This is a genomic window from Streptococcus sanguinis (genome assembly GCF_003943655.1).
GTDB lineage: Bacteria > Bacillota > Bacilli > Lactobacillales > Streptococcaceae > Streptococcus > Streptococcus sanguinis_F.
The window spans coordinates 20,047-33,515 of record NZ_RJMM01000024.1; the positions used below are offsets into that span (position 1 = coordinate 20,047).

General features: G+C 43.1%; 10 protein-coding genes. 9 read left to right on the forward strand and 1 reads right to left on the reverse strand.

Annotation, left to right across the window (positions count from 1 at the left end; translation table 11 throughout):
- Nucleotides 1-100 precede the first annotated feature (100 nt).
- The 5 genes from uppS (at nt 101) to D8886_RS09405 (ending at nt 5,541) form a co-directional block, all read left to right on the forward strand.
- Nucleotides 101-850 (forward strand): undecaprenyl pyrophosphate synthase, encoded by a 750-nt coding sequence (gene uppS, locus D8886_RS09385; RefSeq protein ID WP_125435325.1) that lies wholly within the window; start codon nt 101-103, stop codon nt 848-850.
- A gap of 18 nt (nt 851-868) precedes the next feature.
- Nucleotides 869-1,672, forward strand: a complete 804-nt coding sequence (locus tag D8886_RS09390; protein WP_125435327.1) for a phosphatidate cytidylyltransferase — start codon at nt 869-871, stop codon at nt 1,670-1,672.
- 225 nt (nt 1,673-1,897) lie between these two features.
- A complete protein-coding gene (gene rseP, locus D8886_RS09395) occupies nt 1,898-3,154 on the forward strand; it encodes an RIP metalloprotease RseP (protein WP_125435329.1) in 1,257 nt (418 codons plus the stop codon).
- A gap of 65 nt (nt 3,155-3,219) precedes the next feature.
- The gene (locus D8886_RS09400; RefSeq protein ID WP_124766067.1) at nt 3,220-5,070 is read left to right on the forward strand and encodes a proline--tRNA ligase; all 1,851 of its coding nucleotides are present in this window, start codon (nt 3,220-3,222) and stop codon (nt 5,068-5,070) included.
- 90 nt (nt 5,071-5,160) lie between these two features.
- Entirely contained in the window at nt 5,161-5,541 is a 381-nt protein-coding gene (locus tag D8886_RS09405; protein ID WP_032916189.1) for a PH domain-containing protein, read from the forward strand.
- Between the two features lie 83 nt (nt 5,542-5,624).
- Here D8886_RS09405 and D8886_RS09410 read toward each other — a convergent pair whose 3' ends face one another.
- A complete protein-coding gene (locus tag D8886_RS09410; RefSeq protein ID WP_124766065.1) occupies nt 5,625-6,167 on the reverse strand; it encodes a DUF1307 domain-containing protein in 543 nt (180 codons plus the stop codon).
- A 167-nt stretch (nt 6,168-6,334) separates the two neighbouring features.
- On the opposite strand from D8886_RS09410, the gene D8886_RS09415 reads away from it, so the two are divergent.
- From D8886_RS09415 to D8886_RS09430, 4 genes are all read left to right on the forward strand, one after another.
- The gene (locus D8886_RS09415) at nt 6,335-10,723 is read left to right on the forward strand and encodes a PolC-type DNA polymerase III (RefSeq protein ID WP_002911646.1); all 4,389 of its coding nucleotides are present in this window, start codon (nt 6,335-6,337) and stop codon (nt 10,721-10,723) included.
- A gap of 271 nt (nt 10,724-10,994) precedes the next feature.
- On the forward strand, nt 10,995-12,260 hold the full coding sequence (locus D8886_RS09420) for an ABC-three component system protein (protein ID WP_002911647.1): 1,266 nt from the start codon (nt 10,995-10,997) through the stop codon (nt 12,258-12,260).
- A 4-nt stretch (nt 12,261-12,264) separates the two neighbouring features.
- On the forward strand, nt 12,265-12,855 hold the full coding sequence (locus D8886_RS09425; protein WP_260469515.1) for an ABC-three component system middle component 1: 591 nt from the start codon (nt 12,265-12,267) through the stop codon (nt 12,853-12,855).
- Nucleotides 12,856-12,859: 4 nt separating this feature from the next.
- Nucleotides 12,860-13,469: AAA family ATPase (locus tag D8886_RS09430; protein ID WP_142999462.1), on the forward strand; the 610-nt coding region annotated here is incomplete at its 3' end.

Consider the following 13,469-nt stretch of genomic DNA (forward strand, 5'->3'; position numbering starts at 1 on the left):
CTTATTTTATGCTCTCAGGCTTGAAAAAGCGGATGAATTGCCCACATTCCAAGGATTTATGATATAATGAACTGACAAAACTTTAAATAGGATAAAAAGTATGTTTAGTTTTAAGAAAAAAGAAAAGCTGAACGCACCGCTGAATGTTCCAAAGCACATTGCTGTTATTATGGACGGCAATGGCCGTTGGGCCAAAAAAAGGATGCAGCCGCGCGTGTTCGGTCATAAGGCTGGCATGGAAACCTTGCAAAAGGTGACGATTGCTGCCAAGGAAATGGGTGTTCAAGTCTTGACTGTCTATGCCTTTTCAACGGAAAATTGGTCTCGGCCGGAAAAGGAAGTTTCCTTTATCATGAATCTGCCGGTTGAATTTTACGACCGCTATGTGCCGGAGCTGCACAAGAACAATGTTAAAATCCAGATGATTGGTGATACGGCTAAGCTTCCTAAGGCGACATTTGAAGCTCTGGAAAAGGCAGAAAGCCTGACCAAGCTCAATACAGGCTTGATTCTCAACTTTGCTCTAAACTACGGTGGTCGATATGAGATCAATCAGGCTGTTAAAGAGATTGCTCAAGATGTGTTAGATGCCAAACTCAGTCCTGGCGACATTACAGAGGACATCATAGGTAACTACCTCTATACCAGCAACTTGCCTAAGATGCTGCGTGACCCGGATCTGGTGATTCGGACCAGTGGAGAGCTGCGTCTCAGCAATTTTCTGCCTTGGCAGTCAGCCTACAGTGAGCTGTATTTTACGGATATCCTCTGGCCTGACTTTGATGAGAAGGCTTTGAAGGCTGCAATTGCAGAATTCAGCCGTCGGAATCGACGCTTTGGCGGTGTTTAAGGGAGAAAGTAAAAGAGTATGAGTAAAAATTTACAAAAACGTCTAATCTTTGGAGGAATCGCTCTTGCTATTTTTATTCCTCTGGTATTGACAGGAGGCGTCATCTTTCAGATTTTTGTGGGACTGCTGGCTATGCTTGCAGTGCATGAATTTCTCCAGATGAAAGGTCTGCCGACAGCGACAATCGAGGGTGTCTTGGCCATGCTAGCAGCCTTTGTCCTAACCCTGCCTCTAGAGAATTATCTGAAGTTTCTGCCGGTTGATGGCAATGTCGTGGCCTATGGCTTGGTCGTCTTTCTTCTGTTGATTTCGACTGTCCTAGGTTCCAACTACACCTTTGAAGATGCGGCTTATCCGATTGCAGCTAGTTTTTATGTCGGTCTTGGTTTTAATGCCTTGATTGATGCTCGCTTGATGAATATTGACAAGGTCCTGCTAGCTCTCTTTATCGTCTGGGCTACTGACAGTGGAGCTTATCTGGTCGGGGTGCGTTTTGGTAAAAGAAAGCTGGCGCCGAGAGTTTCTCCTAATAAGACTATTGAAGGAAGCCTGGGCGGCATTCTATCAGCCGTTCTAGTGACTGGAATCTTTATGTTGGTTCGACCGCAAGTGTACGCACCTTATAATGCCCTTGTCTTTTTGATTCTGGCAGTGCTCTTTAGTATTGCCGGCCAGTTGGGTGATTTGGTCGAAAGCTCAGTCAAGCGTCATTTCGGGGTCAAGGATTCTGGGAAATTCATTCCTGGTCACGGCGGTGTCTTGGATCGTTTTGACAGTCTTCTCTTTGTCTTTCCGCTCATGCATTTCTTCGGCTTGTTCTAAGACAGTCGAGCATGGCTGAAAGCAAGGGATGGCAAGCTTGTCCAAAGAAAACTATTTGAGATAAAACTAGGATTTGGAGCTCAAAATTTTTAGAGGAGATTCTATCCTATTTTCAAGAGTGTCAGCTATGCAGGGGCGGGAAGCTCGGTATTTAGCCGTTTTCTGCTCCTTCTTTGATTTAAAAGCAAAAACAAGATTTCTAGGAAAGGTAAAATATAGAAGTCCATGCAATTTATAACCTTTATTATTATTTTTGGGATCATTGTGGTGGTCCATGAGTTCGGACACTTCTACTTTGCGAAGAAGTCCGGCATTTTGGTCAGAGAGTTCGCTATCGGTATGGGACCCAAGATTTTCTCCCATATTGGCAAGGACGGGACGGCCTATACGATTCGGATTTTACCCTTGGGGGGCTATGTACGCATGGCCGGTTGGGGGGAAGACTCCACTGACATTAAGGTGGGGACACCGGCTAGTCTGACCTTGGATGCAGAGGGCAAGGTGGTTCGCATCAATCTCTCTGGCAAAAAGGTTGATCAGACAGCTCTGCCCATGAATGTGACCGGCTTTGACTTTGAGGAAAAGCTGGAAATCACAGGTCTGGTTCTTGACGAGCTCAAGACTTATGCAGTAGATCATGATGCAACGATTGTTGAAGAAGATGGCACTGAGGTGAGGATTGCACCGCTAGATGTTCAGTATCAGAATGCTAGTATCTGGGGTCGCCTCATCACCAACTTTGCTGGCCCTATGAATAACTTCATCCTGAGCGTGCTGGTATTTATGCTGCTGGCCTTTGTTCAGGGCGGCGTTCGTGATGAGAACAGCAATCATTTTCAAGTCATGGATGGTAGTGCTATAGCAGCTGCTGGGGTTCAAAATAATGACCAAATCCTTAAGATTAATGACTATAAGATTAGCAACTGGGCGGATCTAACCAGCGCTCTGGCGAAAATCACTGCCAAGAGCAAGGAAGCGCCGACCTTGTCTGTTACCTACAAACACGGCAGCGAAACGAAAGAGATTACCGTACAGCCTAAAAAAGACGGCAATCGTTATCTGCTAGGGGTATCTCCAACGGTCAAGACAGGCTTTTGGGACAAGGTAGTTGGCGGTTTTACTGCAGCTTGGTCTACTACGGTGCGCATTTTGTCAGCTCTGAAAGATATCATCTTCAACTTCAATATCAACAAGCTAGGCGGTCCGGTCGCTATTTACAATTTCAGCAGCCAGGCAGCAGAGCAAGGCTTGCCAGCAGTCCTTAGCCTTTTGGCCATGCTGTCGCTCAATATCGGTATTTTCAACCTGATTCCTATTCCAGCCTTGGACGGCGGAAAAATCGTCCTCAATATTCTGGAGGCTATCCGCAGAAAACCGCTGAGAAGAGAAACGGAGACCTATATCACTCTGTCTGGAGTGGCTATTATGGTTATTCTAATGATTGCCGTTACCTGGAACGATATTATGAAATTATTCTTCTAAGAAACTAAAGTTCTTAGAACTATGAAAAAGACATTATTCAATGAAAGTCAAGGAGTTTTGTTTTTATGAAACAAAGTAAAATGTTAATTCCAACCCTGCGTGAGATGCCTAGCGATGCTCAAGTTATCAGTCACGCTCTGATGCTGCGGGCTGGCTATGTCCGTCAGGTTTCAGCTGGGGTCTATTCTTATCTGCCACTGGCTAATCGCGTGATTGAAAAAGCCAAAAAAATCATGCGAGAAGAGTTTGACAAGATTGGTGCAGTGGAGATGCTGGCGCCTGCCCTGCTCAGTGCAGACCTCTGGCGCGAGTCTGGCCGTTATGAGACCTACGGTGAAGACCTCTATAAGCTGAAAAATCGGGAGAAATCAGACTTTATCCTAGGGCCAACCCATGAGGAAACCTTTACGGCTATCGTCCGTGATTCGGTTAAATCCTATAAACAGCTGCCACTTAATCTCTATCAGATTCAGCCTAAATACCGCGATGAAAAGCGTCCTCGTAACGGGCTCTTACGGACGCGTGAGTTTATCATGAAAGATGCATACAGTTTCCACGCTAACTATGACAGCTTGGATGTAGCTTATGATGAATACAAGTCTGCCTATGAGAAAATCTTTACCCGCAGCGAGCTAGATTTCAAAGCCATTATCGGTGATGGTGGTGCCATGGGGGGCAAGGACAGTCAGGAATTCATGGCCATTACGCCAGACCGGACGGATGTGAACCGCTGGGTTGTCTTGGACAAGTCTGTAGCCAGCTTTGATGAGATTCCTGAGGATGTTCAGGAAGCTATTCGGACAGAATTGACCAGCTGGATGGTATCTGGTGAGGATACCATTGCCTACTCCAGTGAGTCCAGCTACGCTGCCAACCTTGAAATGGCAACGGATGAATACAAGCCTGCAGGACGTGTCGTGACTGAGGAAGAAGTAGCCCGCGTTTCAACGCCTGACTGCAAGACTATTGACGAAGTTGCTGCCTTCCTTGGGCTGGATGAAAGCCAGACAATCAAGACCTTGGTTTACATGGCTGACGAGTCTCCTGTCGTAGCACTTTTGGTCGGCAATGACCAGCTTAATGAAGTCAAGCTGAAAAATCATTTGGCAGCCGATTTCTTTGATGTGGCGAGTGAAGATCAAGTCCGTCAGCTCTTGGGAGCAGGTTTTGGCTCACTAGGGCCAGTCAATCTGCCAGAAGGCGTGAGAATCATTGCTGACCGTAAGGTGCAAGACCTAGCTAACGCTGTGGTTGGTGCTAACGAAGATGGTTACCACTTGACCGGTGTCAATCCTGGCCGTGACTTTACCGCTGAGTATGTGGATATCCGTGAGGTTCGTGAGGGTGAAATTTCGCCGGACGGCCAAGGTGTCCTCAAGTTTGCTCGCGGTATTGAGATTGGACATATCTTTAAGTTGGGAACTCGCTATTCTGACAGCATGAACGCTAATGTCTTGGACGAAAATGGCCGAGCAGTACCGATGATTATGGGGTGTTACGGTATCGGTGTCAGCCGTCTCCTGTCTGCTGTTATGGAGCAGCATGCCCGTCTCTTTGTCAATAAAACTCCTAAGGGTGAATTCCGCTATGCTTGGGGCATCAACTTCCCGAAAGAGCTGGCACCATTTGATGTGCACTTGATTCCGGTCAATGTCAAGGACGAGGAAGCCGTGGCTCTAACTGACCAAATCGAGGCTAACTTGCTAAGTGCTGGTTATGAGGTCTTAGTGGATGATCGCAATGAGCGAGCTGGTGTTAAGTTCAGCGACAGTGATTTGATTGGTCTTCCAATCCGTGTGACAGTTGGTAAGAAAGCTGCAGAAGGCATTGTCGAAGTCAAGATTAAGGCTACTGGCGATACCATTGAAGTCCACGCTGATAATCTGCTAGAAACCTTGTCAATTTTGACAAAATAAAACAAACTGCCAGTTTTATCTGGCAGTTTTCTTTTGCTTATTGGAGGTGAAAATGCTATAGTAGGAAAAAATAGATTGGAGGACCGATTGATGGGATTATTCGGCGGTTTATTAGGCAATGCCTCTCAGAAAGATATTGAAAAAACAGAAAGACAATTGGAGGATATTCTGACAACAACAGAGAATGTAGAACTGGCTTTTAGCCTCATTCGCGACTTGATTGTCTTTACAGATAAGCGTTTAATCTTGGTCGACAAGCAGGGAATGACTGGCAAAAAGACTTCTTATAAGTCCTTTCCTTATCGCTCTATCAGTCGTTTTTCAGTGGAAACAGCCGGCCATTTCGACTTAGATGCCGAGCTGAAAATTTGGGTTTCCAGCGCTCAAGAGCCAGCAGAAGTCCTTCAATTTACCAGCGACCGCAGCGTCATCGCTATCCAAAAAGCCTTGGCAGAAGCAGTCTTAAGATAGCATATTGCCCCTTTGGGATTTAAAAATAAACAGAAAAGCCTTCTGAGTATTAACTATAAAGTTAAATCACTCAGAATGCTTTTTTATTCTTCTTTAAGTCCTTGCCCCTTCAAATAATCAAAGACAACTTCTGGTTTATCTTGAAGTTTCCTGAAGAAAGTCTGACTACTTTCAGAGTCACTTGCTGATTGAATCAACTGTTCTTGATCTATTTTACTGAGATCAAAGTCAAAAATGGCTATAGCGTTTTTCTTGTCTTCAGAAATTTTAAGATGAATTTTAAGTCCTTTTAGCTTTTCTTGGTTTTCAATCATGGGACTTTTCTTAAGATCTTCTCTATAGGATTTCGTTAATTCTTCGACGCTCATTTTTTGATTTTCTTCAGGGATGGCCTGGCTGGAAATGAGCTGGAAAGATAGGATCTTGTCTTTAGTATAGAAAACTTTGACTGAATTAGTATAATACTCATCAATTTTATTAGAAAAAGTTTTTGTCTTCGTCTTTTCTTCTTTAGTCTTGCTTTGACTCTGATTTTGCTTGGGTTTGTTTTCTTGCTGATTCTGATTAGGCATACTGCAGGCAGTCAGGGTCAGCAGACAAGCACAGGCTAAGAGAATTTTCTTCACAATTAAGTCTCCTTTTGATAAATGTTTTTTTCTATTATATCATAACTTAGCATCATGAAAAACGACTTAATAATTGTGTAGGAACTAGCGCTTTGCCCTATTCTTTTTCTGTCGAAAAAAGTGCTGATTTATGGTAAAATAGGGTCACTACTGTACGAGGAAATGTCATGTCAAACAAGTTTGAAATTTTAATGCATCAGCTGGATATGCCACTGGAAATGAGAAATTCAGAGGCCTTTTTGAATGCAGAAATTGAGAAGGTTCTGGTCCACAAGGTCAGTCGGGTCTGGGAGTTTCATTTTTCTTTTGCGAATATTCTGCCCATTGAGATTTTTCGGGAATTGCAGAAACGCCTAGCTCAAGAGTTTTCGAAGACAGGCAATCAAGCTATTTTTGAAATTCACTGTCAGGCTCCCCAGGTATCGGATGAGATCTTGCAGGCTTATTACCAGCTGGCCTTTGAGGAAGGTCCATGTGCCAGCCATGGCTTCAAGAGTCTGTATCAGGATTTGCGGGTTCATTTGGATGGGGACAAGCTGCTGATTGAGGGGGCTTCGACCATTGATACGGAGCATTTTCGCAAGAATCACCTGCCCAATCTCAGCCAGCAGCTGATCAAGTACGGCTTTCCTCAGCTGACCTGTCAGGTTCAGCACAGCGATGAGCTGACCCAGCAGCAAGCGGAGAATTTCCAGGCGGAGAATGATAAGATTGTCCAGGCGGCCAATGAAGAGGCGCTCAAAGCCATGGAATCCCTGCAGCAGATGGCACCGCCGCCAGAGGAAAAGCCAGCCTATGACTTCCAAGCTCGCAAGGCGGCGGCTAAGCCAAAGCTGGACAAGGCAGAGACTACCCCTATGATTGAAGTTCAGACTGAGGAAAATCGTCTGGTCTTTGAGGGAATGGTCTTTGACCTAGAGCAGAAAGTTACTCGGACCGGCCGGGTCTTGCTCAATTTCAAGATGACAGACTACACTTCTAGCTTTTCCTTGCAGAAATGGATGAAAAACGAAGAAGAAGCCAAGAAGTTTGACATGATTAAGAAAGGCGCCTGGCTGCGCGTGCGGGGAAATGTGGAGATGAACAATTTCACCCGCGACCTGACCATGAATGTGCAGGATGTGCAGGCCGTCACCCACTATGAGCGCAAGGACTTGATGCCTGAGGGGCAGAAGCGGGTTGAATTTCACGCCCATACCAATATGTCTACTATGGATGCCCTGCCTGAGGTCGAGGAAATCGTGGCAACGGCCGCAAAGTGGGGCCACAAGGCTGTCGCCATTACCGACCATGGCAATGTGCAGAGCTTTCCCCATGGCTACAAAGCTGCTAAGAAAGCTGGTATTCAGCTGATTTATGGTATGGAGGCCAATATAGTAGAGGACCGGGTGCCCATCGTCTACAATGAAGTGGACATGGAGCTGAGCGATGCGACCTATGTAGTCTTTGACGTCGAAACAACAGGGCTTTCGGCGGTCTACAATGACTTGATTCAAGTTGCGGCCAGCAAGATGCACAAGGGCAATATCATCGCTGAGTTTGATGAGTTTATCAATCCTGGGCATCCTCTGTCGGCCTTTACGACGGACTTGACTGGGATTACTGATGAGCATGTCCGCAATGCCAAGCCACTGGAGCAGGTGCTGAAAGAGTTTCAGGAATTTTGCCAGGACAGCGTCCTCGTTGCCCATAATGCCACCTTTGACGTGGGCTTTATGAATGTCAACTATGAGCGTCATGGCCTGCCAAAAATTACCCAGCCAGTCATTGACACGCTGGAATTTGCCCGCAACCTCTATCCGGAGTACAAGCGCCATGGTCTGGGGCCTTTGACCAAGCGTTTCCAGATTGCTCTGGAGCACCACCATATGGCCAACTATGATGCGGAAGCGACGGGTCGCCTCCTCTTTATCTTTATCAAGGATGTGGCTGAAAAGCATGGTGTGACCAATCTCAAGGATTTGAATACGGATCTGGTCGATGAGAATTCCTACAAGAAGGCTCGGGTCAAGCATGCGACCATTTATGTGAAAAATCAGACGGGATTAAAAAATATTTTCAAGTTAGTCAGTCTGTCCAATACCAAGTATTTTGAAGGTGTCCCTCGGATTCCACGGACTGTGCTGGATGCCCATCGAGAAGGCCTGATTCTGGGCTCAGCCTGTTCAGAAGGCGAAGTCTATGATGCTGTTGTCTCTCAGGGGGTGGATGCGGCTGTCGAAGTGGCCAAGTATTATGACTTTATCGAGGTCATGCCACCAGCTATCTATGAGCCACTGATTGCCAAGGAGCAAATCAAGGACCAGGAAGAACTGCAGACCATAATTCGCAATCTGATTGAGGTTGGCGATCGCTTGGGCAAGCCTGTCCTTGCGACGGGGAACGTCCACTATATCGAGCCGGAAGAAGAGATTTATCGTGAAATTATCGTCCGGAGTCTCGGTCAGGGAGCCATGATTAACCGGACCATTGGTCACGGTGAAAATGCCCAGCCGGCTCCGCTTCCTAAGGCCCACTTCCGAACCACCAATGAGATGCTGGACGAATTTGCCTTCCTGGGCGAGGATTTGGCTAAGAAGCTAGTCATCACCAATCCGAATCAGCTGGCCGAGACCTTTGAGCCGGTTGAGGTAGTTAAGAGCGACCTCTATACGCCTTTCATTGAAAAGGCCGAGGAGACGGTTGCTGAGCTGACCTATCAAAAAGCCTTTGAGATTTATGGCAATCCGCTGCCTGATATCGTGGACTTGCGGATTGAAAAGGAGCTGACCTCTATCTTGGGGAATGGCTTCGCCGTGATTTATCTGGCTTCGCAGATGCTGGTACAACGCTCCAACGAGCGGGGCTATCTGGTAGGTTCGCGGGGGTCTGTCGGATCCAGCTTTGTCGCGACCATGATTGGGATTACCGAGGTTAATCCCTTGTCACCCCACTATGTCTGTGGCAAATGCCAATACAGCGAGTTTATCACAGATGGCTCCTATGGTTCAGGCTTTGATATGCCGGATAAGGACTGTCCAGAATGTGGCCACAAGCTGAGCAAGAACGGTCAGGATATTCCTTTTGAGACCTTCCTTGGGTTTGACGGGGACAAGGTACCCGATATTGATTTGAACTTCTCCGGAGAGGATCAGCCAAGCGCCCATTTGGACGTGCGGGATATCTTTGGTGCGGAGTATGCCTTTCGGGCTGGTACCGTTGGTACCGTTGCGGCTAAGACGGCCTATGGATTTGTCAAGGGATATGAGCGCGATTACGGGAAGTTCTATCGGGACGCAGAAGTTGAGCGTCTGGCGCAGGGAGCTGCCGGAGTCAAGCGGACGACTGGACAACACCCGGGTGGAATCGTTGTTATCCCTAACTACATGGATGTTTATGACTTTACACCGGTCCAATATCCAGCTGACGATGTGACGGCCGAGTGGCAGACCACCCACTTTAACTTTCATGATATCGATGAAAATGTCCTCAAGCTAGACGTTCTGGGACACGATGATCCGACCATGATTCGGAAGCTTCAGGACTTGTCTGGCATTGATCCAAATGACATTCCTATGGATGATGCCGGTGTCATGGCCCTCTTTTCTGGGACAGACATTCTGGGGGTGACTCAGGAGCAAATCGGCACGCCGACTGGTATGCTGGGAATTCCGGAGTTTGGAACCAATTTTGTACGGGGCATGGTTGACGAGACCCATCCGACCACCTTTGCGGAGCTCTTACAGCTATCTGGTCTCTCTCATGGTACGGACGTATGGCTGGGCAATGCTCAGGACTTGATCAAGCAAGGGATTGCTGACCTGTCTACCGTTATCGGCTGTCGGGACGACATCATGGTTTACCTCATGCACAAGGGCTTGGATCCTAAGATGGCCTTTACGATCATGGAGCGCGTGCGGAAGGGCCTTTGGCTGAAGATTTCTGAAGAAGAGCGCAATGGCTACATCGCAGCCATGAAGAAAAACAATGTGCCAGAGTGGTACATCGAGTCCTGTGGAAAGATCAAGTACATGTTCCCCAAGGCCCATGCGGCAGCCTATGTTATGATGGCCCTGCGGGTGGCCTATTTCAAGGTGCATCATCCGATTTATTACTACTGTGCTTATTTCTCCATCCGGGCTAAGGCCTTTGATATCAAGACCATGAGTGGTGGTCTTGATGCCGTCAAACGCCGGATGAACGAAATCGCTGAAAAGCGCAAGAACAACGAAGCTTCCAATGTAGAAATTGACCTTTATACGACTCTGGAAATCGTCAATGAAATGCTGGAGCGAGGCTTCAAATTCGGAAAGCTGGATCTCTACAAGAGCCATGCGACTGAGTTTCTCATCGAAGAGGATACCCTTATCCCACCATTCTCTGCTATGGACGGTCTGGGTGACAACGTTGCCCGCCAAGTAGTCAGAGCGCGCGAAGAAGGCGAATTTCTCTCTAAGACAGAGCTCCGCAAACGTGGCGGTCTCTCTAGCACCCTAGTTGAAAAAATGGACGACATGGGAATCCTGGGCAATATGCCTGAAGATAACCAGTTGAGTTTGTTTGATGAGTTTTTCTAAATAAAACTAGAAAAATAGCAAGGCTTTTGAAAAGTCAAGGTTTTCAACATTAACTATCTTGATTGGGATTAGGATGATTCTTTTTTAGAAGAACACTCTGTCTAAGTTGTTGATAGTCTATTTGAGAATCTATAGTTATTGGAACAGTTTCTATCTCTTTGATAGTGCAGAAACTAGCAATGAAGCGTGAAGCATATTAATGTATTTATAATTTAGAAATGAATGATAGCTCACCTGATTAAAGAGGTAGTAATCTGAAGGAGGAAATAGATTGGCTGGGGAAAAAAACAATGCAACATCCAGTTGGAGTGGATATAACCATCAAGGTCAGGTTGGTATTTTTCTTGCTTTGAAAGAACTAAGTGAGTTGATTCAGAACGATGAAGATTTTAGGGGTTACTCTGTTCAATTTGAAAAAGAAGATGGAGAGGATATTGATATAGTGAAAGGGATTGAAGTTATATCAAGACATCAAGTAAAGGCAAATAAAAATAAAAAGAATCTTAATGATTATAAAGATGTACTAACTGGATTTAAGGAAGATGGAGTTGAAGAAAATTCTAGATACTTACATACAATTTGTGATGTAATTGGCTTTGAATTATCAGAAGAGGAGTTTAAAGAACTACCATATAAACCCAAATTTATTTCAAATGATAAAAATGTTAAACTATACGAGTATCCTGATGGTTGCAAGTATTGTGACTTGAGTAATGTTAGTGAGTCTAAAATAGATAGTTTTTGTAAGGAAGAAATAAAAAGTTTACTCATTGCACATAGTCCTAGCCTGAAAGATGATGATGAACATATTAAAGAAACTTTATTTGAACTGAAAAATTTACTGTGCACAAAAATAAGAGAGGCGCATGAAGATGGAGGAAGTGCAAATCCAGTAATTTTATTTCCAGAGATTTACAATATTGTTACTTCTACTGAAAAACGCGAAAGACAATCAATTCGTAGAGCAAAAGGGTTATTTTCACTTTATTGGAATGAAAATTTTGATAATGATGTTGATAATACAATAATAAATGAAATTCTAAATTTAGCTGATGATGACTTTAAAAATCTATTAATTGACATGCATCCCGATAATAGCATTTCGAAACTACAAGATTTGAATAATCTAGATAATTTGATTGATAGAGATAGTATTAAATATATTTTGTATAATTTTTTTAGGTGGTATAAAAAAGAAAAATTTATATTAAATAACTTGTATTATCAAACTAATCAGGAGTCGTTTAGGTTAAGTATGGTTCACCAACCAAAAGCTGCTGCTGGTGAAGTTAAAAATGACATTATGAAAAATATTGGATTTATAAGAGCTAGTTTTAATACAGATTATTTGATCAATATGAATATTGAAGGCAAAAAATTTTTTGAAGTTCAACCTATAGATGAAGAGGGAAAAGAAAAATTGAAGACTGGATTACTGGGGAAGGAGAAGGATAATATATTTTCAATTAATTTAGAATATATAGACTATGAGAAAACTGTTCTAAAATTGAGGGAGGATCAAAATAGTGATGAATAACTTCATGAAAAAAATTTTAGAAAAGGATGACTATCATTGTATTGACCAAGGTATTGAATTGTGGAATAATAACAATGAATTTTTTATAATTCAAGAATATGATGTAGAAGAATTGGAATCAAGTGGTGACAAAACACAAAATTTTTTTACTTGTGAAAAGACGAATCAGCTAATATCGGAATTTGAAAAAATTCAAGATAATAAAATAAAAAAGAATACATCCTTATTTGTGTCTGTGAAAGTTAATAATATTAAAGAAGTATATGAACGGTTTAAGAATATAGCCATGAGAATCGAAGAAGATGAATACTATTTTAGGAAGTATATTATTTTTTATACCGATAAAGGNCTAAATGATTCCTACTTTATTGCTATGCAACTGATTATCAAGTTACCGTTTATTTCTCTTCCTCATTCTGATAAACCTTTTGCAACAATTGAGGATAAAATAAAATTACGTATGGAAAGTGAACAACAAGTCAAAAAGGAGCAACAAGTAAATCAGATTTTAGAATGGTTTGATAGTGATAATATTCGCGAACAACTTGAAAATAGTGATATATTTGATAATTTAAGACAGATTTTGGAAGAATAATGTTATGAAAATAAAGAAGATTTTACTTTATAATTTTAAGAATTTTAGGCAAAAAACGATTATTGATTTTAGTAAGGATATAACTTTTTTAGTAGGACCAAATGGGTTTGGTAAGACGACTATTTTTGATGCAATAGAGTTAGGTTTAACAGGTAATCTTTCTCGCATTAATAAAGTTACTGCTGAAAATATTGTATATAATAAGCCCTTCTTTCAGAATGAAATTGGTCAGCCTGTAATTATAAAATTGTGGCTAGAAAAAATGAATGGGGACCAACTTTTAATTGTAAGAAAATTAGTAAATAGTTCTACTGATCGTAGAAACATATTTGCACCTTTAANATCTGCTAGTCAGTTTAAGTTATTTAGACAAGTGGAAGTGAGCGAGACAGATTTTAGTTCTATAGATAATACTAGTCTGGAAAAGATTACTCAAAGTTCTATTGATGCATTTTTAGGTATTAATGGGAAATATGAGATAGAAAAAATTTTTAATCTATTTAATTATATTCAACAGGAAGAAACAACTTTCTTTCTAAAGCAAACGGAACAAGAAAGAGGCGATAGTTTATCTTTTTTAGTAAAAACGGATAAAGTAGAGAAGAAAATAGAAA

Excerpts from the sequence above, each read along its gene's own strand:
- uppS (WP_125435325.1), top strand. The coding sequence starts at position 101 with ATGTTTAGTTTTAAGAAAAAAGAAAAGCTGAACGCACCGCTGAATGTT.
- D8886_RS09405 (WP_032916189.1), top strand. The coding sequence starts at position 5,161 with ATGGGATTATTCGGCGGTTTATTAGGCAATGCCTCTCAGAAAGATATT.
- D8886_RS09400 (WP_124766067.1), top strand. The coding sequence starts at position 3,220 with ATGAAACAAAGTAAAATGTTAATTCCAACCCTGCGTGAGATGCCTAGC.
- rseP (WP_125435329.1), top strand. The coding sequence starts at position 1,898 with ATGCAATTTATAACCTTTATTATTATTTTTGGGATCATTGTGGTGGTC.
- D8886_RS09415 (WP_002911646.1), top strand. The coding sequence starts at position 6,335 with ATGTCAAACAAGTTTGAAATTTTAATGCATCAGCTGGATATGCCACTG.
- D8886_RS09390 (WP_125435327.1), top strand. The coding sequence starts at position 869 with ATGAGTAAAAATTTACAAAAACGTCTAATCTTTGGAGGAATCGCTCTT.